At 71.1% G+C, this 19,259-nt stretch carries 16 protein-coding genes; 11 read left to right on the forward strand and 5 right to left on the reverse strand.

Annotated features, from left to right (window positions below; translation table 11 throughout):
* Positions 1-356: 356 nt before the first annotated feature.
* Positions 357-1,388 carry a TerC family protein gene (locus tag ABD371_RS11440; RefSeq protein WP_344475508.1) on the forward strand — a complete coding sequence of 344 codons (1,032 nt, stop codon included), beginning with the start codon at positions 357-359 and terminating at the stop codon, positions 1,386-1,388.
* Positions 1,389-1,493: 105 nt separating this feature from the next.
* On the opposite strand, the gene ABD371_RS11445 is transcribed toward ABD371_RS11440, so the two are convergent.
* From ABD371_RS11445 to ABD371_RS11455, 3 genes are all read right to left on the reverse strand, one after another.
* Positions 1,494-1,880 carry a hypothetical protein gene (locus tag ABD371_RS11445; RefSeq protein WP_344475510.1) on the reverse strand — a complete coding sequence of 129 codons (387 nt, stop codon included), beginning with the start codon at positions 1,878-1,880 and terminating at the stop codon, positions 1,494-1,496.
* A 140-nt stretch (positions 1,881-2,020) separates the two neighbouring features.
* Entirely contained in the window at positions 2,021-2,677 is a 657-nt protein-coding gene (locus ABD371_RS11450) for an MBL fold metallo-hydrolase (RefSeq protein ID WP_344475512.1), read from the reverse strand.
* Positions 2,678-2,686: 9 nt separating this feature from the next.
* Entirely contained in the window at positions 2,687-3,388 is a 702-nt protein-coding gene (locus ABD371_RS11455; protein WP_344475514.1) for a maleylpyruvate isomerase family mycothiol-dependent enzyme, read from the reverse strand.
* A 253-nt stretch (positions 3,389-3,641) separates the two neighbouring features.
* Here ABD371_RS11455 and uvrA point away from each other — a divergent pair, with 253 nt between their 5' ends.
* On the forward strand, positions 3,642-6,725 hold the full coding sequence (uvrA, locus tag ABD371_RS11460; protein WP_344475516.1) for an excinuclease ABC subunit UvrA: 3,084 nt from the start codon (positions 3,642-3,644) through the stop codon (positions 6,723-6,725).
* Between the two features lie 102 nt (positions 6,726-6,827).
* Here uvrA and ABD371_RS11465 read toward each other — a convergent pair whose 3' ends face one another.
* Positions 6,828-7,745 (reverse strand): carbohydrate kinase family protein, encoded by a 918-nt coding sequence (locus ABD371_RS11465; RefSeq protein ID WP_344475518.1) that lies wholly within the window; start codon positions 7,743-7,745, stop codon positions 6,828-6,830.
* 172 nt (positions 7,746-7,917) lie between these two features.
* Between ABD371_RS11465 and ABD371_RS11470 the strand changes: the two genes are divergently transcribed.
* Positions 7,918-8,349, forward strand: a complete 432-nt coding sequence (locus ABD371_RS11470) for a Rieske (2Fe-2S) protein (protein WP_344475520.1) — start codon at positions 7,918-7,920, stop codon at positions 8,347-8,349.
* Between the two features lie 45 nt (positions 8,350-8,394).
* Here ABD371_RS11470 and ABD371_RS11475 read toward each other — a convergent pair whose 3' ends face one another.
* Positions 8,395-9,327, reverse strand: a complete 933-nt coding sequence (locus ABD371_RS11475; protein WP_344475522.1) for a hypothetical protein — start codon at positions 9,325-9,327, stop codon at positions 8,395-8,397.
* Positions 9,328-9,597: 270 nt separating this feature from the next.
* Here ABD371_RS11475 and ABD371_RS11480 point away from each other — a divergent pair, with 270 nt between their 5' ends.
* The 8 genes from ABD371_RS11480 (at position 9,598) to ABD371_RS11515 (ending at position 19,257) form a co-directional block, all read left to right on the forward strand.
* Positions 9,598-10,233, forward strand: coding sequence for a papain-like cysteine protease family protein (locus ABD371_RS11480; RefSeq protein WP_344475524.1), 636 nt, complete (start codon positions 9,598-9,600; stop codon positions 10,231-10,233).
* Positions 10,234-10,238: 5 nt separating this feature from the next.
* Complete coding sequence (locus ABD371_RS11485; RefSeq protein ID WP_344475776.1) at positions 10,239-11,108, forward strand: hypothetical protein; 870 nt, start codon at positions 10,239-10,241, stop codon at positions 11,106-11,108.
* A gap of 218 nt (positions 11,109-11,326) precedes the next feature.
* A complete protein-coding gene (uvrC, locus tag ABD371_RS11490) occupies positions 11,327-13,375 on the forward strand; it encodes an excinuclease ABC subunit UvrC (RefSeq protein WP_344475526.1) in 2,049 nt (682 codons plus the stop codon).
* Positions 13,372-14,310, forward strand: a complete 939-nt coding sequence (gene rapZ / locus ABD371_RS11495; RefSeq protein ID WP_190124735.1) for an RNase adapter RapZ — start codon at positions 13,372-13,374, stop codon at positions 14,308-14,310. The genes uvrC and rapZ overlap by 4 nt, the downstream gene beginning before the upstream one ends.
* Positions 14,307-15,338 (forward strand): gluconeogenesis factor YvcK family protein, encoded by a 1,032-nt coding sequence (locus ABD371_RS11500; protein WP_344475527.1) that lies wholly within the window; start codon positions 14,307-14,309, stop codon positions 15,336-15,338. The genes rapZ and ABD371_RS11500 overlap by 4 nt, the downstream gene beginning before the upstream one ends.
* The gene (whiA, locus tag ABD371_RS11505) at positions 15,329-16,318 is read left to right on the forward strand and encodes a DNA-binding protein WhiA (protein WP_153487707.1); all 990 of its coding nucleotides are present in this window, start codon (positions 15,329-15,331) and stop codon (positions 16,316-16,318) included. The genes ABD371_RS11500 and whiA overlap by 10 nt, the downstream gene beginning before the upstream one ends.
* Positions 16,319-16,933: 615 nt before the next feature.
* A complete protein-coding gene (gap, locus tag ABD371_RS11510) occupies positions 16,934-17,941 on the forward strand; it encodes a type I glyceraldehyde-3-phosphate dehydrogenase (protein ID WP_190124737.1) in 1,008 nt (335 codons plus the stop codon).
* 104 nt (positions 17,942-18,045) lie between these two features.
* The gene (locus tag ABD371_RS11515) at positions 18,046-19,257 is read left to right on the forward strand and encodes a phosphoglycerate kinase (RefSeq protein WP_344475533.1); all 1,212 of its coding nucleotides are present in this window, start codon (positions 18,046-18,048) and stop codon (positions 19,255-19,257) included.
* Positions 19,258-19,259: the final 2 nt, after the last annotated feature.

A 19,259-nucleotide genomic window follows, 5' to 3' on the forward strand; every position in this document is an offset into this window, starting at 1 on the left:
GCCGGGCGGTGCGGCACCCGGCCGACGGCCGTCCCGGGATGCCGCCGCCCGGCGCGCCTGGGACGCTTGAGGCGCTTGAGGCGGTGGAAACCGCTCCGGAGTCAACGCTTGCGAGGCCCTAAAAAGCTCGGTTGACCAGGAGATTTGAATATCTCTTTGCCAACCTCTTTATCTTTGCTTGGGCGCTCCTGTACGCTCATCACAGCGGAGGGGAGTATTCCCGACTGCGACGTACTCGTCAGTACGGACCACCATTGGTCCCGGGGCGTCGGCCCGAGCGGCTAGGACCGCCCGGGTGGAAGAGACCTCCGGCAGCGACGACGCTGATCAAAGAGCCGTACGACGCCGGAGGCGCAGTGGACGTTTCATTGACCCTTTGGGTGCTCACCATTCTCGGTTTGAGCGCCCTCATCGGAGCCGACTTCTTCATCGGGCGCAAGCCCCATGACGTGTCGATCAAGGAAGCCGGAATCTGGACGATCGTCTGGATCGTTCTGGCGGTGCTCTTCGGCATCGGCCTGGCCATCTTCGGTACCAGCCAGGCGTCCGGAGAGTTCTTCGCGGGCTTCATCACTGAGAAGTCACTCAGCGTCGACAATCTCTTCGTCTTCGTTCTGATCATGGCGAAGTTCTCGGTGCCCTCCCACCTTCAGCAGCGGGTGCTGCTGATCGGTGTGCTGATCGCCCTGGTCCTGCGGGCCATCTTCATCGCGGCCGGCGCGGCGATCATCGCCAACTTCTCGTGGGTCTTCTACATCTTCGGCGCGTTCCTGATCTACACCGCCTGGAAGCTCGTCCAGGAGGCGCGTGCCGGCGAGGACGAGGACGACTGGGAGGAGAACCGTCTCCTCAAGTCCGTCGAGAAGAGGTTCGGCGTCGCCGACCAGTACCACGGCACCAAGCTGTTCATTCAGCAGAACGGCAAGCGCATCATGACCCCGCTGATGGTGGTCATGCTCGCCATCGGCACCACCGATGTGCTGTTCGCGCTCGACTCCATCCCGGCGATCTTCGGCCTCACCCAGGACCCGTACATCGTCTTCACGGCCAACGCCTTCGCCCTGATGGGTCTGCGTCAGCTGTACTTCCTCATCGGCGGACTGCTCAAGAAGCTGGTCCACCTCAGCTACGGCCTCTCGGTCATCCTCGGCTTCATCGGCGTCAAGCTGGTGCTGCACGCACTGCACGAGAGCGGGGTCCACGTCCCCGAGATCTCGATTCCGTTCTCGCTGTCGGTCATCGGCGGTGTTCTGGTCATCACCACGATCACCAGCCTCATCGCCTCCAAGAAGCAGGCGCAGCGCGAAGCCGCCGAGGCGGCCGAGCGTGGCGACACCGGCGAGGGTCCCGGCGACACTCCCAAGGACAAGGACAGCGTCGAAGCCTGACGCACCGCGTTCCCCGGGGCGGGGGCGGACGGCACTTGCCGTCCGCCCCCGCCCTCTTTCGCGCCCGTCCGCCCCCGCCCTCTTTCGCGCCCCGGGCCGGCGCGGTCATGGCCTCCCCGCCCCTTCGAGCTCCGGGCCGGCACTCCGAGGCCGGTGCTCGCGGCAGGCCTTCATGGCCTTCTCCAGGGTGCTCCGGCTGCCGTCACGCTTCCGCTGCTTGATCGTCACCCGGCCCTTCACCGGGTCCGCCACCTCCACCCCGTGCTCCCGCATGCACCGGGCGAACAGCACGGCCGTCTCCTCGGGACCGGGGCTCGGCTCCGAGCCGGCCCGCGCGCTCCCGGAACCTTTCCCGCCGGGCTCCGTGCTCCCGGTGGCCGGGGCGGGCCTCTCCTGTTCGCCGCCGCCTCCGCAGCCGGTCAGGGTCACCGTCAGAGCTGCCGTCAGCGTCAGCGGCAGTGCCTTCAGGGCAGTACGGGTGCGTATGCGCATCGTCGCGTCTCCTCCTGCGGGGCCGGTGGGATTCCGGCCGCTCGGGGGTGATGCAACGCAGTGAGTGGTTTCCGCGCGGTTTCCATGCCGCCCGGGGACGCCTCAGCGGCGTCCCCGTCGGCTCCCGCGCGGGGCGGCGGTCACCAGCCGCGGGCGCGCCATTCGGGCAGCTGCGGGCGCTCGGCGCCCAGGGTGGTGTCCTTGCCGTGTCCGGGGTAGACCCAGGTCTCGTCCGGCAGCGCGTCGAAGAGCTTGGTCTGGACGCCGCCGATCAGCTCGGCGAAGGCCACGGGGTCGGCGTTGGTGTTGCCGACCCCGCCCGGGAAGAGACAGTCGCCGGTGAAGACATGGGGGTGACCGTGCGGATCGTCGAAGATCAGCACGATCGAGCCGGGGGTGTGGCCCACGAGGCGGCGCGCGGTCAGCTCCACCCGGCCGACCCGGATCACATCGCCGTCGTGGACCGGCACATCCGTCGGCACCGGGATGCCCTCGGCGTCGTACGCCCCCGCGTAGGTGCGCGCGCCGGTGGCGGCGACCACTTCGGCGAGCGCCTGCCAGTGGTCGCCGTGGCGGTGGGTGGTGACGACGGAGGCGATGGAGTCCGCGCCGATCAGGGTCAGCAGCGTCGTCGCGTCGTTGGCCGCGTCGATCAGCAGCTGCTCACCGGTGGCCCGGCAGCGCAGCAGATAGGCGTTGTTGTCCATCGGGCCGACCGAGACCTTGGAGATGATCAGGTCGGTCAGCTCGTGCGCGTCCGCGGGGCCGCCGGTGGTCACCACTCCGCTGTACGTCATGGGGGAAGCCTATAGCGGCGGCAGCGTCGGCAGCAGGGGTTCCGGAGCCTCGGCGAGGACCAGCAGACCCGCCCCCGGGCGGCGGCCGGCGAGCCAGCCGACCAGCTCGGGCACGGGGCCGCCGACCGTCAGGGGCGTGCCCCGGTCGCCGCCGGTGGACCAGCGGCCGAGACCGCCGTCGGCGACGAGGCTGGTCGGCGGGGTGTCGGCGTGTCCGGCGAACCGCTGGGCGAGGAAGCCGATCTCGCGCAGCAGGAAGTCCTGGGGGAGGTCCTCCAGCTCATGGCCGATGTCCAGGTCGACATGGTGCAGCTCGATCTCCACGAGTCTGCGGAACGGGAGACGGGCCGCCGTGTCGGTGACCCCGTTGCGCAGGGTGACCGTACGGCTCCAGTCGGCGGGCAGGGCGGCCACGGCCCGGAGCCGGGCGTCGCTGTCGCGCAGATCGGCGAGCTGGACGTCGAGCGGGCGGCCCGCGCCGCGCTCGATGTCCTCGTCGCGCGCCGCGGCGCTCCGGTACATCGGGCGGCCCTGGAGAACATTCGCGAGCGCGTCGGCGTTACGGGAGAGATGGGCCAGCACATGTCCCCGGGACCAGCCCGGGAGCCGTGACGGCGCGGCGAGCCGTGCGTTGTCAAGGGAAGCGACTGCGGTGAGCAGCCGTTCGGTGGCCTTGTGCAGTGAGGCCAGGTCACGCTGGTGGTCGATCATGCGGCCGACGATAGTCGCGCCACACGTTCGGGTGAAGGTGGTTGCCGACCACCGTAATTCGAATGTACGTGCTATAGCCTGGAGCGAGGCATCCTTGGTTGTCGGGGCCTCTCCCCGCCAAGCCCAGCCGTCTCAGGACGCAGGACTCCAGAACCGCAGAACCGCAGGAATCCCAGGACTGTCAGGACCCGACCCTCAGACTTCAACAGGGTCCTCACTCCTCAAGAATCTGAAAGAAAGGTGCGGACCCGGCGTGGCCGACCGTCTCATCGTTCGTGGCGCTCGTGAGCACAATCTCAAGAACGTCTCGCTCGACCTCCCCCGTGACTCGCTCATCGTGTTCACGGGGCTCTCCGGGTCGGGCAAGTCCTCGCTCGCCTTCGACACGATCTTCGCCGAGGGCCAGCGCCGCTATGTGGAATCGCTGTCCTCGTACGCCCGCCAGTTCCTGGGGCAGATGGACAAGCCGGACGTCGACTTCATCGAGGGCCTCTCCCCGGCCGTCTCCATCGACCAGAAGTCGACCTCGCGCAACCCGCGCTCCACGGTCGGGACCATCACCGAGGTGTACGACTACCTCAGGCTGCTCTTCGCCCGGATCGGCAAGCCGCACTGCCCCGAGTGCCGCCGTCCGATCTCCCGCCAGTCGCCCCAGGCGATCGTGGACAAGGTGCTGGAGCTGCCCGAGGGCAGCCGCTTCCAGGTGCTCTCGCCGCTGGTGCGCGAGCGCAAGGGAGAGTTCGTCGACCTCTTCGCCGACCTTCAGACCAAGGGGTACAGCCGGGCACGGGTGGACGGGCGGACCATCCAGCTCGCCGAGCCGCCGACACTGAAGAAGCAGGAGAAGCACACCATCGAGGTGGTCGTCGACCGCCTCACCGTCAAGGGCGGTGCCAAGCGCAGGCTGACCGACTCGGTCGAGACCGCGCTCGGCCTCTCCGGCGGCATGGTCGTGCTCGACTTCGTGGATCTCCCCGAGGACGACCCCGAGCGCGAGCGGATGTACTCGGAGCATCTCTACTGCCCCTACGACGATCTCTCCTTCGAGGAGCTGGAGCCCCGCTCCTTCTCCTTCAACTCGCCCTTCGGAGCCTGCCCCGACTGCACCGGCATCGGCACCCGGATGGAGGTCGACCCCGAGCTGATCGTGCCCGACGAGGAGAAGTCCCTCGACGAGGGCGCGATCCACCCCTGGTCCCACGGACACACCAAGGAGTACTTCGGACGGCTGATCGGCGGGCTCGCCCAGGCGCTCGGCTTCTCCACCGACATGGCCTGGGCCGGACTGCCCCAGCGGGCCCGGAAGGCCCTGCTGTACGGCCACAAGACCCAGGTCGAGGTCCGCTACCGCAACCGGTACGGCAGGGAGCGGGCCTACACCACCCCCGCCTTCGAAGGCGCCGTCCAGTTCGTCCGCAGGCGGCACCAGGAGGCCGAGAGCGACTCCAGCAGGGAGCGCTTCGAGGGCTATATGCGCGAGGTGCCCTGCCCCACCTGCCAGGGCAGCCGGCTCAAGCCCATCGTCCTCGCGGTCACGGTGATGGACAGGTCCATCGCCGACGTCTCCGCCATGTCCATCAGCGAGTGCGCCGAGTTCCTCGGCAGGCTGAAGCTCAACGCCCGTGACAAGAAGATCGCCGAGCGGGTGCTCAAGGAGGTCAACGAGCGGCTGAAGTTCCTGGTCGACGTCGGCCTGGACTATCTCTCGCTCAACCGCGCGGCCGGCACCCTCTCCGGCGGCGAGGCCCAGCGCATCCGGCTCGCCACCCAGATCGGCTCCGGTCTCGTCGGCGTGCTCTACGTCCTGGACGAGCCGTCCATCGGACTGCACCAGCGCGACAACCACCGGCTCATCGAGACCCTCGTACGCCTCCGGGACATGGGCAACACGCTCATCGTCGTGGAGCACGACGAGGACACCATCAAGATCGCCGACTGGGTCGTGGACATCGGCCCCGGCGCGGGCGAGCACGGCGGCAAGGTGGTGCACTCCGGCCCCTTGAAGGAGCTGCTCTCCAACGAGGAGTCCATCACCGGGCAGTACCTCTCCGGAAAGAGGTCCATCCCGACGCCCGAGCTGCGGCGGCCCGCCGACCCCGGCCGGCTGCTCACCGTCCACGGCGCCCGGGAGAACAATCTGCGGGACATCGACGTCTCCTTCCCGCTCGGAGTGCTCACCGCCGTCACCGGGGTCTCCGGCTCCGGCAAGTCGACGCTGGTCAACGACATCCTCTACACTCACCTCGCCCGTGAGCTGAACGGCGCGAAGTCGGTGCCCGGCCGGCACACCCGGGTCGACGGCGACGACCTGGTGGACAAGGTCGTCCATGTCGACCAGTCGCCCATCGGCCGTACCCCGCGCTCCAACCCCGCCACCTACACCGGCGTCTTCGACCATGTCCGCAAGCTCTTCGCGGAGACGATGGAGGCCAAGGTCCGCGGCTATCTCCCCGGCCGCTTCTCCTTCAATGTGAAGGGCGGCCGCTGCGAGAACTGCTCCGGCGACGGCACCATCAAGATCGAGATGAACTTCCTGCCGGATGTCTACGTCCCGTGCGAGGTCTGCCACGGCGCGCGCTACAACCGGGAGACCCTGGAGGTCCACTACAAGGGCAAGTCCATCGCCGAGGTGCTGGACATGCCGATCGAGGAGGGCCTGGCGTTCTTCGAGGCAGTCCCCACGATCGCCCGTCATCTCAGGACGCTCAACGAGGTCGGCCTCGGCTATGTCCGTCTCGGACAGTCCGCGCCGACGCTCTCCGGCGGTGAGGCGCAGCGGGTGAAGCTCGCGAGCGAGCTCCAGAAGCGCTCCACCGGCCGCACGGTCTATGTGCTGGACGAGCCGACGACCGGTCTGCACTTCGAGGACATCAGCAAGCTGATCACGGTGCTCTCCGGCCTGGTCGACAAGGGCAACACGGTGATCGTCATCGAGCACAACCTCGATGTGATCAAGACCGCGGACTGGGTCGTGGACATGGGTCCCGAGGGCGGCAGCGGCGGTGGCCTGGTCATCGCCGAAGGCACCCCCGAGGAGGTCGCCGGGGTCCCGGCCAGCCACACCGGGAAGTTCCTGCGGGACGTCCTGGACCCGGAGCGGGTCAGCGACGCCACCGGGCCCTCCCGCCGGACCGCCGGGAAGGCCGCCCCGCGCAAGACCACCGCCCGCAAGACGGCGGCGGGCACGGCGACGGCGAAGAAGGCGGCGAAGAAGACCGCCGCGGCCGAGGCCGCCGTGAACGACACGCCCGTCAAGAAGGCGGCCGCCAGGAAGACCGCCGTACGGAAGACGGCCGCCGCCAGGAAGACGGCGACGGCGCGCACCCGCAAGGCCTGAGGCCGGGCCGGGCTGCTCCCCGGCTTCCCGCTTCCCGTACGGACCCCGTCCGGGAAGCGGGAAGCCGGGCAAGCAGGGGCTCCGGGGGAGCCGGGGGCTCGCTCAGCCGCGCAGCTCGTCCGCGTACGGCGGCTCCGCGCCGGGGCGGGAGCAGGTGATCGCGGCGGCGCGGGCGGCGAAGCCCAGCAGCTCCCGCCAGGCGGGCCCGTCCAGCGCCGCCAGTCCGTCGGCCGACAGCGCGCCCCGGGAGTCCAGGGCGTGCAGCAGGGCCGCGTTCACGGTGTCCCCGGCACCGATGGTGTCCGCCACGGTCACCGGGACCGCCGGAACCGAGACCTCCGTCCCGCCCCTGGTGCGTACCGTCAGCCCCCGCGAACCCCGGGTGAGGACCACGGCGGCGGGGCCCCGGGGGCCGTCCGGCACCCCGCCCAGCCAGCGGGCGTCGTCCTCCGACAGCTTCAGCAGCGTGACATCCGGCAGCCAGCTCGCGAACCGCTCGCGATAGGCGTCCGGATCCGGGATCAGCCCCGGCCGGACATTGGGGTCGAGCAGGGTGAAGAGCCCGCGCCGGGCCTCCCGCCGCAGCAGCCGCTCGTACGCGCTCGCACCCGGCTCCAGCACCAGCGAGCAGGTGCCGAACGCCACCGCGCGCGCCGGGGCCGGCAGTGCGGACGGCAGCTCGAAGAGCCGGTCCGCACTGCCCTCGGCGTAGAAGCCGTACCCCGCGGAGCCGTCCGCGCCCACGGCGGCGACCGCCAGCGTCGTCGGCTCCGGGCCGCGCGCCACCAGCGAGGTGTCGACGCCCGCCGTGCGCAGCCCGGCGAGCAGCGCCTCGCCGAAGCCGTCCGTGGACATCCGGGAGCAGAAGGCGGCCCGCGCGCCGAGCCGCCCCAGCGCCACGGCGGTGTTGTACGGCCCGCCCCCGGGCCGGGGCAGCAGCGCCGGCAGGGGCCCGCCGCCCCCGGGTCCGTCCCTCAGCGGGACCAGGTCGATCAAGGATTCTCCGGCGACGACGATCACGGCTCCGAACGTAGCCCATCGCCGCCGCCGCGCGGGAGCGAGCCCGCCCGCCGGCCGGCGGCGGCCCGTCGGTATTGTCAGGGTCTGCCGCCATCGCGGTGCCGATGGCGGCCCAGCGGCGCGACCGCTGCCGCCACCGCCCCAGACCAGCACTCTGAACAGTGGAGTTCTCATGTCCGGCCTCTCGCCCGCCGCCCGCCGCACCGTGCTGAAAGGCGCGGCCCTCGCCGGAACAGCCGGCCTCGGGGCCGCCGCGTGCGCCCCCGGGGAAAGAGCGGCCCGTCCCAAGAACCCCGTCCCGACCGCGCCCGTCGATCTGGGCGAGGCCGACGCCGTGCCGGTCGGCGGCGCGATGCTCTACCGCGAGCAGCGGCTGCTCGTCAGCCGGCAGGCCGAGGGGCAGTACAAGGCGTTCAGCGCCCAGTGCACCCACGGCGGCTGCGTACTGACCAAGATCATCGCCAATGAGGGCAAGTGCCCCTGCCACGGCAGCCGCTTCGATGTGAACACCGGCAAGGTGGTGTCCGGCCTGGCGACCGTGGACCTCCCCGAGGTCCAGATCAAGACCGAGGGCGGCATGCTCATCGCGGGCCCCGACGCCTGAAGCTCCCGACGTCTGACGGACCCGACTGACGGCCCCGGCCGGGAATCAGTCCCAGTCCCAGTCGATCCCCAGGATCCCCGGCCGTACGCCCTGCTCGACCAGATGGACCGTACGGTGCCGCCCGCCGAGCGTCAGATCCGTCCGCGCGCCGCGCGGCGCGCCCGTGGTGGCCTGGGCGAACCGTCTGCACCGCACCGGCAGCGCCTGCTCGTCGAAGCGGACCCGCAGGACGTACTGCCCGCCCGCGTAGGTGAAACCCCGGACGTACTCGGTGCTCGGCCCGCCGGTCCCGTCCTCGAAGCCGTACCCGAAGAAGTGCGTCTCGCCCGCGCGCAGCCGCGCGTCGAAGAGCAGCTCCGCGACGACCACACCGGTCTCCCGGTGCCAGCGCACCCGCCCCGTGCGGCAGTTCTCCAGCGCGGTCACCCGCACCCGGGCCGGATCGCACCCCGGGTCGCCGTGGTGGATGGCGAGATAGCGGTCCACCCCGTCCCGGTGGGCCCGTACGGCGTGCTGGGACTCGCGGCCCAGCAGCTCCCGGTCCGCGCCTATCCGCACCCGCTCGTGGTGGCCCACGGTGTGCAGCCCGCCGTCCGAGGGCGCTTCCAGATCCGCCAGCAGCCGCTCCACCGTGGCCGACATCTCCATCAGCGAGCGGTACGAGCGCGCCGCCGGGCGCTCCACGTCCCCGCGCCCGCCGCCCTCGCCGGCGCCGAGCAGCCGGGTCAGGGAGTTCCCCGGGAGTTCGAGGACCTCCTCCAGGGCGCGCACCGCCCGCAGCGACTCGGGGCGCTGGGGCCGCCGCGCCCCCTGCTGCCAGTAGCTGAGGCTGGTCACCCCGACCTTGATGCCCCGGTGCGCCAGATGGTGCTGCACCCGCTGGAGCGGCAGCCCCCGCACCGCGAGCGCCGCCCGCAGCGCGAGATGGAACGGGCCGGTGTGCAACACCTGCGCCAGATCGGCCTCGGTGTGGCCCATGGGAATCCTCCAGTGGCGTCGGGCGGCACTGCGCGTCAAGTCGGCGGGGGAACTTCCGTGAACGTTCACGACGGGGCCGGTCCCGGCGGGCGGTGGGCGATGGCGGCCCAGGTGGGACAGGAGGGGCGCGTTCACATCCCGCCCGCCGCGTTCACAGCTCCGTACCACCCGCATTGAAGCGTGTTGACCTGCTCCCGACAAGGACTGATGCTCAACCGCAGCGTCCGGACGCGCTCCTCCACCCCCACCCTTCCCTCAGGGAGGAACGCGATGCGCAGTATCAGAAGACGGCTCGCCGCCGTGGCGGCGGTCCTCGCCGCGATTGTCACCCTGCCACTGTCCTCGGCCACCGCCGCCACCCCCGGCGACCGGTCCGAACGGCTCGCCGCCACGGCGTCCGCCGAATCCGGCGACGTCGGGGCCCTGGCCTGGAAGCGGCTCAATCTGACCATGCAGGCACAGCTCAAGACCAACTGGTGCTGGGCCGCGGGCGGCAACACCATCGCCGCCTACTTCGGCAAGAACTACTCGCAGAACCAGTTCTGCAACGCCTCCTTCAACCGCCAGCAGGGCACCGAGTGCCCCAACAACCAGGCGACGCTCGGGAATGTGCAGACCGGGCTGCGCTGGGCCGGGGTCAGCCCCGGCTCCTACATAGGCGACTGGCTGCGCTACTCGGCCGTGCAGACCGAGATAGACGCCAACCGTCCGATCGAGACCCGGATCCAGTGGTCCAGCGGCGGCGGTCACATGCATGTCATCTACGGCTACGACACGGCCAACAGCTGGGTCTACTGGGGCGATCCGTGGCAGACCAGCGACCGCTACAACTGGGCCTCGCACTCCTGGTACGTGAACAACAGCTCTTTCTCCTGGACCCACTCGCTCTACCGGATCGGGGCGTGAGCGCGATGAAGCGGACCTCGCGAATCGCCGGAGCCTCCCTCGTCGCCTGCCTCGCGCTCGGCGGCCTGGGCACGGGCACCGCCAACGCGGCCACCGGAGCCGGGGAAGCCCCCGCACCCTCGGCCAAGGACCTGGCGGCGGCGCGCGGCGCGGCCACCGCCCCCGCCACGATGGAGACGCTCTCCCGCTTCTTCGCCCGCGACGGCGCGGTGGCGCGGTCGGCGGCCTCGCCCCGTGCCGAGGGGGCGACCGTCCCGCTGCGCACCCTCGCACCGGAGTTCGTGGCCGGGAAGGCGGGCGCGCCCGTCGCCCGTACCGAGTTCCTGGCGACCCAGGCGCTCTCGTCGGACGGTCAGCGGGCGTCGGTGTGGGCCGCCCGCCAGGGCTCGACCTGGCAGGTGGTCAACATCGCCACCGGTGACGACGAGTTCCGCTACACCCGGCAGGGCGAGCGCAGGCTCCCCGGCGGCACGGTCTTCCGCGAGCCGCAGATCGACGCCTGGTACGTGAGCAAGGGGACGAAGGTGCTCCCGCTGGACGAGGACGCCACCCGGGCGGTCGGCGCGAAGGGCACCACCCTCGCCGCCTACCGGGACCGGGTCCGGGCCGCCTACGCCGACAAGCTGCCCGGCTCCGGCTACGCGAAGAAGGGCGTGGCCGGCGGCTACGGCCCCGCCGGCTCGGCACCCCAGAACGCCGCGGGGCAGGAGGCCGCGCCCGCCGCCCCCGCCGGGGCCGACCGGGCCGTCCGGGCGGCTTCCCCCGAACCGGACAACGCCGCGCTGACCGTCACCTCGGTCGCGGCGGGGGCCGGCGGGGTCCTCGCCCTCGCCCTCTGCGCGCTCACCGCGCTGCGGCTGCGCCGCCGCGCCTGAGCCGCGACAGGCCGCGACCGGGCCGCGCCCGAGCCGCGCCCGAGCCGCCCCTGAGCCGCACCCGTGACTCCCGGCCACCCCGGGAGACGAGCCCCCTCCAGGGAACGAGCGCCCGCCGCCCTCACCGGCGGCGGGCGCTCGCCGCGCTGCCGCCGTGCCGACCTGCGAGACCGCCGGAGAGGATCGCGCTGTCAGTCCCCGCAAGTAGGGTGGACGACATGGCAGACCCCTCCAGCTACCGTCCCAGGCCGGGAGAGATCCCTGACTCCCCGGGGGTCTACAAATTCCGCGACGACCACCGCCGGGTGATCTACGTCGGGAAGGCGAAGAGCCTGCGCCAGCGGCTCGCCAGCTACTTCCAGGACGTGGCGAATCTCCACCCGCGCACCGCCACCATGGTCACCACCGCCGCCTCGGTGGAGTGGACGGTGGTCTCCACCGAGGTCGAGGCGCTCCAGCTGGAGTACACCTGGATCAAGGAGTTCGACCCCCGGTTCAACGTCAAGTACCGCGACGACAAGAGCTATCCCTACCTCGCCGTCACCCTCGACGAGGAGTTCCCCCGGGTCCAGGTGATGCGCGGGGCCAAGCGCAAGGGCGTGCGCTACTTCGGCCCCTACGGCCACGCGTGGGCCATCCGCGAGACCGTCGATCTGATGCTCCGTGTCTTCCCCGTGCGCACCTGCTCCGCCGGAGTCCTCAGGAACCACCAGCAGAAGGGCCGCCCCTGCCTCCTCGGTTACATCGGGAAGTGCTCCGCGCCCTGCGTCGGCCGGGTCACCTCCGAGGAGCACCGCGAACTGGCCGAGGAGTTCTGCGACTTCATGGCCGGGCGCACCGGGGCGTACATCCGCCGGCTGGAGAAGCGGATGACGGAGGCGGCCGAGGAGATGGAGTACGAGCGGGCCGCCCGGCTCCGTGACGACATAGAAGCCCTCCGGCGCGCCCTGGAGAAGAGCGCGGTCGTGCTCGCCGACGCCACCGACGCCGACCTGATCGCCGTCGCCGAGGACGAGCTGGAGGCCGCCGTCCAGATCTTCCACGTCCGGGGCGGCCGGGTGCGCGGGCAGCGCGGCTGGGTCACCGACAAGGTCGAGGCGGTGGACACCGCCGGCCTGGTCGAGCACGCGCTTCAGCAGCTGTACGGCGAGGAGCGCGGCGAGGCGGTCCCCAAGGAGGTCCTGGTGCCGGCCCTCCCGGAGGAGGCGGCGGCGGTCAGCCAGTGGCTCGGCGAGCGGCGCGGCTCGCTGGTCTCCCTGCGCATCCCCCGGCGCGGCGACAAGAAGGACCTGATGGAGACGGTCCAGCGCAATGCCCAGCAGGCGCTGGTGCTGCACAAGACCAAGCGCGCCAGCGACCTCACCACCCGCTCCCGGGCGCTGGAGGAGATCGCCGAGGCCCTGGACCTGGACTCCGCGCCGCTGCGGATCGAGTGCTTCGACATCTCCCACCTCCAGGGCGAGGACGTCGTGGCCTCGATGGTGGTCTTCGAGGACGGGCTTCCGCGCAAGAGCGAGTACCGCCGCTTCCAGATCAAGACCTTCAGCGGCCAGGACGACGTCCGCTCCATGCACGAGGTGATCAGCCGCCGCTTCCGGCGCTATCTCGCCGAGAAGGACAGAACGGGGGAGTGGATCGGCGCGGACACCCCCGGGGAAGCGGACACCACCGCGGGCCCGCCCTCGGGCCCGGCCGCCCCCGAGGGCGCTCCCGGCGCCGTCGCCCGGGCCCTCCAGGACGAGGGGCGGCCCAAGCGCTTCGCCTACCCGCCCCAGCTCGTCGTGGTCGACGGCGGCCAGCCCCAGGTCGCCGCGGCCCGCCGCGCCCTCGACGAGCTGGGCATCGACGACGTCGCCGTCTGCGGGCTCGCCAAACGGCTGGAGGAGGTCTGGCTGCCGGACCAGGACGACCCGGTCGTCCTGCCCCGCTCCAGCGAGGGGCTCTATCTCCTCCAGCGGGTCCGCGACACCGCCCACGACTTCGCCATCCGCTACCAGCGCTCCAAACGCACCAAGCGCATCCGCACCAGTCCCCTGGACGCGGTCCACGGCCTCGGCGAGACCCGCAAGCAGACGCTCATCAAGCATTTCGGCTCGATCAAGCGGCTGCGACAGGCGACAATCGAACAGATCTGCGAAGTACCCGGCGTGGGCCGGAAGACCGCGGAAGCCGTGGTCACCGCCCTCGCCCAGGCGGCCCCGGCCGCCCCTGCCGTGAATACGGCAACAGGAGAGATCATTGAAGAGAACGACGGGGGCAGCACATGAACGAGCACGACACAGACGGAGCAGCAGACGTGAGTACGGGCACCACCACCGAGCCCGGCGGGACCGCCGAGGCGGCCATCCCCGAGCTGGTCATCATCTCGGGAATGTCCGGCGCCGGGCGCAGCACGGCCGCCAAATGTCTTGAGGACCTCGGCTGGTTCGTCGTCGACAACCTGCCGCCCGCGCTGATCCCCACCATGGTGGAGCTCGGCGCGCGCTCACAGGGCAATGTCGCCCGGATCGCCGTGGTCGTGGACGTCCGGGGCCGCAGGTTCTTCGACAACCTCCGCGAGTCCCTGGCCGACCTCGCCGCCAAGCAGGTCACCTGCCGGATCGTCTTCCTCGAATCCTCCGACGACGCCCTGGTCAGGCGCTTCGAGTCGGTGCGCAGGCCCCATCCGCTCCAGGGCGACGGCCGCATCGTCGACGGCATCGCCGCCGAGCGCGACCTGCTGCGCGAGCTGCGCGGCGACGCCGACCTGGTCATCGACACCTCCAGCCTCAACGTCCACGAGCTGCGCGCCAAGATGGACGCCCAGTTCGCGGGCGACGAGAAGCCGGAGCTGCGGGCCACCGTGATGTCCTTCGGGTTCAAGTACGGACTGCCCGTCGACGCGGACCTCGTGGTGGACATGCGCTTCCTGCCCAACCCTCACTGGGTCCCGGAGCTGCGCCCCTTCACCGGTCTCAACGAGGAGGTGTCGAACTATGTCTTCAACCAGCCGGGGGCCAAGGAGTTCCTCGACCGCTACACCGAGCTGCTCCAGATGATCGCCGCGGGCTACCGCCGCGAGGGCAAGCGGTACGTGACCGTCGCCGTCGGCTGTACGGGCGGCAAACACCGCTCGGTGGCCACCTCCGAGAAGCTCGCCGCCGCGCTCGTCGCGGCCGGCATCGAGACCGTGGTCGTCCACCGGGACCTGGGGCGCGAGTGACCGCACGCTCCCTGCGCCTGCGTCGGCTGCGCAGATCCGTCACGCCCACCAGCCGCAGACGCGGCGCACAGCCCAAGGTGGTCGCCCTCGGCGGCGGCAGGGGGCTCTCCGCCTCGCTGGCGGCCCTGCGCCGGATCACCGGCGATCTCACCGCCGTCGTCACCGTCGCCGACGACGGCGGCTCCAGCGGCCGGCTCCGGGAGGAGCTGGGCGTGCTGCCCCCGGGGGATCTGCGCAAGGCGCTCGCGGCGCTCTGCGGCGACGACGACTGGGGACAGACCTGGGCCCGGGTGATCCAGCACCGCTTCCAGTCCCAGGGCGAGCTGCATGAGCACGCGGTCGGCAATCTGCTGATCGTGGCCCTCTGGGAGCAGCTGGGCGATCATGTCCAGGCCCTGGATCTGGTGGGCCGGCTGCTCGGTGCGCACGGCCGGGTGCTGCCCATGTCGGCGGTGCCGCTGGAGCTCCAGGCGCTGGTGCGCGGCCATGATCCGACGCGCCCGGACGATGTCGACATCGTGCGCGGTCAGGCGACGGTCGCCCTCACCCCCGGGGACGTCCAGTCCGTGCACCTCGTGCCGAACGATCCGCCCGCCGTTCCGGAGGCCGTGGCCGCCGTGCTTGACGCCGACTGGGTGGTTCTGGGGCCCGGATCCTGGTTCTCCTCGGTGATTCCCCATCTGCTGGTGCCCGAGCTGCTGGACGCGCTGGTGGAGACCAAGGCCCGCCGGGTTCTCTCCCTCAATCTCGCCCCCCAGCCAGGCGAGACAGAAGGTTTTTCCCCGCAGCGTCATTTGGAGGTTTTGGGACGACACGCGCCTAAACTCACCCTGGACGTGGTGCTGGCCGACGAGGCCGCCGTGCCCGACCGCGATTCTCTCGCCGACGCCGCCAAACGCCTCGGCGCCGCGGTCGAGCTGGCCCCCGTGGCCTCGCCCGACAGCGTTTCCAAGCACGATCCGGAGCTGTTGGCCGCCGCGTACGACCGTATTTTTCGGATGCATGGAAGGATCGGCCCATGGCGATGACGGCAGCGGTGAAGGACGAGATTTCCCGGCTCCCCGTCACCCGGACCTGCTGCAGAAAGGCGGAGGTCTCGGCGATCCTGCGGTTCGCGGGCGGGCTGCACCTGGTGAGCGGGCGCATTGTGATCGAGGCCGAGCTGGACACCGGGATCGCCGCGCGCCGGCTCAAGCGCGACATCCTGGAGATCTTCGGCCATACGTCCGAGCTGATGGTGATGGCTCCGGGCGGGCTGCGCAGAGGCTCGCGGTACGTCGTGCGCGTGGTCGCGGGCGGCGACCAGCTGGCCCGGCAGACCGGGCTGGTCGACGGCCGGGGCCGCCCCATCCGGGGGCTGCCGCCGCAGGTCGTCTCCGGGGCCACCTGTGACGCGGAGGCCGCGTGGCGCGGTGCGTTCCTCGCCCACGGCTCGCTGACCGAGCCGGGCCGCTCCTCCTCGCTGGAGGTCACCTGCCCGGGCCCGGAGGCGGCCCTCGCGCTGGTCGGGGCCGCGCGGCGGCTCTCCATCGCGGCGAAGGCCCGCGAGGTGCGGGGCGTGGACCGGGTCGTCGTCCGTGACGGCGACGCGATCGGCGCGCTGCTGACCCGGCTCGGCGCCCATGAGTCGGTGCTGGCCTGGGAGGAGCGGCGGATGCGGCGCGAGGTCCGCGCCACCGCCAACCGGCTCGCCAACTTCGACGACGCCAATCTGCGGCGCTCGGCCCGGGCCGCGGTGGCGGCCGGGGCCCGGGTGCAGCGCGCCCTGGAGATCCTCGGCGAGGAGGTGCCCGAGCATCTCGCGGCGGCGGGGCGGCTCCGGATGGAGCACAAGCAGGCCTCGCTGGAGGAGCTGGGCGCGCTGGCCGATCCGCCGCTGACGAAGGACGCGGTGGCGGGGCGGATCCGCAGACTGCTGGCCATGGCGGACAAGCGGGCGCAGGACCTGGGGATTCCGGGCACGGAGTCCAACCTCACCGAGGAGATGGCCGACGGCCTGGTCGGCTGAGCCCCGGGGCCCCGCCCCACGGCCCCACCCCCAGGCCTCCGGGCCCGCACCCCTGACCGGGCGACCCCACCCGCCCGGCCCGGGCCGCACCTTCACCGAGCACACGATCACCGAGGCCGCCCGGGAGCGCGTCGAGGCCGACCCCCGGAGCACCGGGATCGTCGGCACCGCCTTCCGCGGCACGGCCCCGGCTCCGCACCGGAGACCAGGGCGCTGGACGCCTTCCGGAAGCGCAACGGCTCCCGGCGGCGGCCGGCCCGCCCGCTCGGCCTGACCGGGACCACCGCTTCGGACGGCCCGAGGCCGCACCTCCGCCCCAGCTTCGGCACCGAGCCCGGCCACGGCGACCGCCGTGATCGAACACTCCGCGGCGAGTGACCACCGGGTGCGCCCGAACGGTCGCCCAGAGTGGCTTTGCCCGCTCATTAGGGAAGGCCTCCGCGCAGGTGAGGACCGTCTGACGGCCCTACCGGGTGGTACGGGTCACGGGGGCCCCTTCCGGGCCCTCTGATGTCACCTGGAGGCCCTCAGAGAGGTAGGGTCGTAAGCGGTCGGGGACATCCCATACAACTCGCCGGCAGTCAAAACCCGGCGTACCAACGAGGAGATCGGTTCGTGACGATCCGCGTAGGCATCAACGGCTTTGGCCGCATCGGTCGTAACTACTTCCGCGCGCTGCTGGAGCAGGGTGCTGACATCGAGATCGTGGCTGTCAACGACCTGGGTGACACTGCGACCACGGCGCACCTGCTGAAGTACGACACCATCCTGGGCCGTCTCAAGGCCGAGGTCAGCCACACCGCCGACACGATCACCGTGGACGGCCGCACCATCAAGGTGCTCTCCGAGCGCAACCCCGCGGACATCCCCTGGGGCGAGCTGGGCGTCGACATCGTCATCGAGTCGACCGGCATCTTCACCAAGAAGGCCGACGCCGAGAAGCACATCGCCGGCGGTGCGAAGAAGGTCCTCATCTCGGCTCCGGCCAAGGACGAGGACATCACCATCGTGATGGGCGTCAACCAGGACAAGTACGACGCGGCCAACCACCACGTCATCTCGAACGCGTCCTGCACCACCAACTGTGTGGCGCCGATGGCGAAGATCCTCGACGAGAACTTCGGCATCGTCCGCGGTCTGATGACCACGGTCCACGCCTACACCAACGACCAGCGCATCCTGGACTTCCCGCACTCCGACCTGCGTCGCGCCCGCGCCGCCGCGGAGAACATCATCCCGACCACGACGGGTGCCGCCAAGGCCACCGCCCTGGTCCTCCCGCAGCTCAAGGGCAAGCTGGACGGCATCGCGATGCGCGTTCCGGTTCCCACCGGCTCGGCCACCGACCTGGTCGTCGAGGTCTCCCGCGAGGTCACCAAGGACGAGGTCAACGCCGCGTTCAAGAAGGCCGCCGAGGGCGAGCTCCAGGGCATCCTGGCCTACACCGAGGACCAGATCGTCTCCTCGGACATCGTCAGCGACCCGGCCTCGTGCACCTTCGACTCCTCCCTGACCATGGTTCAGGAAGGCAACTCGATCAAGATCCTCGGCTGGTACGACAATGAGTGGGGCTACTCCAACCGCCTCGTGGACCTCACGGTCTTCGTCGGCGAGCAGCTCTGAACACGATTTTGAAAGCTCAGTGATGTGAGCGACGGGGCTCGACCAGCGCACACCGGCGCTGCTCGGGCCCCGTGGCACGTCCAGCCATCCGAGGAGTCCCGTCCATGAAGACGATCGACCAGCTTCTTGCCGAGGGGGTCGCGGGCCGCCGGGTATTCGTCCGCGCCGACCTCAATGTGCCGCTCGACGGCACTGTGATCACCGACGACGGCCGTATCCGCGCCGTCGTGCCGACCGTCGCCAAGCTCGCCGAGGCGGGCGCGCGCGTCGTCGTCGCCTCCCACCTGGGCCGCCCCAAGGGCGCTCCGGACCCGGCCTTCTCGCTGGCCCCCGCCGCCGCGCGGCTCGGCGAGCTGCTCGGCGCCGAGGTCGCCTTCGCGACCGACACCGTCGGCCCCTCCGCCACCGAGACCGTCGCGGGCCTCGCCGACGGCCGCGTCGCGGTCATCGAGAACCTCCGCTTCAACCCCGGCGAGACCAGCAAGGACGACGCCGAGCGCGCCGCCTTCGCCGAGCAGCTCGCCGCCCTGGCCGATGTGTACGTCGGCGACGGCTTCGGAGCCGTGCACCGCAAGCACGCCTCCGTCTACGACCTCCCCGCCCGGCTCCCGCACGCGGCCGGTCATCTGATCGCCACCGAGGTCGGTGTGCTGAAGAAGCTCACCGACGACGTCCGGCGGCCGTACGCGGTCGTCCTCGGCGGCGCGAAGGTCTCCGACAAGCTCGGTGTCATCGACCATCTGCTGGACCGGGCCGACCGCATCCTCATCGGCGGCGGCATGGTCTACACCTTCCTCAAGGCCCAGGGCCACGAGGTCGGCCGCTCGCTGCTCCAGGAGGACCAGATCCCGGTCGTCCAGGAGTATCTGGCGCGCGCCGCGGAGAAGGGCGTGGAGTTCGTCCTCCCCGTCGACGTCCTGGTCGCCTCCGGCTTCCCGGACCTGAAGACCAAGGCCCCGGCCCACCCCACCACGGTCACGGTGGACGCCATCCCGGCCGACCGGCTCGGGCTGGACATCGGCCCCGAGACCTCCAAGCTCTACGCTTCAAAGCTCGCCGACACGGCCACCGTCTTCTGGAACGGCCCGATGGGCGTCTTCGAGCACCCCGACTACGCCGAGGGCACCAAGGCCGTGGCCCAGGCGCTCATCGAATCCCCGGCCTTCACCGTCGTCGGCGGCGGGGACTCCGCCGCCGCCGTGCGGATCCTGGGCTTCGACGAGAATGCATTCGGCCATATTTCGACCGGTGGCGGCGCGAGCCTCGAATATCTCGAGGGCAAGACGCTTCCCGGGCTCGCCGCACTGGAGGACTGAAA

The organism is Streptomyces amakusaensis, from assembly GCF_039532665.1.
Lineage (GTDB): Bacteria > Actinomycetota > Actinomycetes > Streptomycetales > Streptomycetaceae > Streptomyces > Streptomyces amakusaensis.

Bases quoted from the DNA above. Each gene is read 5' to 3' on its own strand.
- ABD371_RS11445 (WP_344475510.1), bottom strand. From the start codon at position 1,880: ATGCGCATACGCACCCGTACTGCCCTGAAGGCACTGCCGCTGACGCTG.
- ABD371_RS11450 (WP_344475512.1), bottom strand. From the start codon at position 2,677: ATGACGTACAGCGGAGTGGTGACCACCGGCGGCCCCGCGGACGCGCAC.
- ABD371_RS11455 (WP_344475514.1), bottom strand. From the start codon at position 3,388: ATGATCGACCACCAGCGTGACCTGGCCTCACTGCACAAGGCCACCGAA.
- ABD371_RS11470 (WP_344475520.1), top strand. From the start codon at position 7,918: ATGTCCGGCCTCTCGCCCGCCGCCCGCCGCACCGTGCTGAAAGGCGCG.
- ABD371_RS11475 (WP_344475522.1), bottom strand. From the start codon at position 9,327: ATGGGCCACACCGAGGCCGATCTGGCGCAGGTGTTGCACACCGGCCCG.
- ABD371_RS11480 (WP_344475524.1), top strand. From the start codon at position 9,598: ATGCGCAGTATCAGAAGACGGCTCGCCGCCGTGGCGGCGGTCCTCGCC.
- ABD371_RS11485 (WP_344475776.1), top strand. From the start codon at position 10,239: ATGAAGCGGACCTCGCGAATCGCCGGAGCCTCCCTCGTCGCCTGCCTC.
- uvrC (WP_344475526.1), top strand. From the start codon at position 11,327: ATGGCAGACCCCTCCAGCTACCGTCCCAGGCCGGGAGAGATCCCTGAC.
- rapZ (WP_190124735.1), top strand. From the start codon at position 13,372: ATGAACGAGCACGACACAGACGGAGCAGCAGACGTGAGTACGGGCACC.
- whiA (WP_153487707.1), top strand. From the start codon at position 15,329: ATGGCGATGACGGCAGCGGTGAAGGACGAGATTTCCCGGCTCCCCGTC.
- ABD371_RS11515 (WP_344475533.1), top strand. From the start codon at position 18,046: ATGAAGACGATCGACCAGCTTCTTGCCGAGGGGGTCGCGGGCCGCCGG.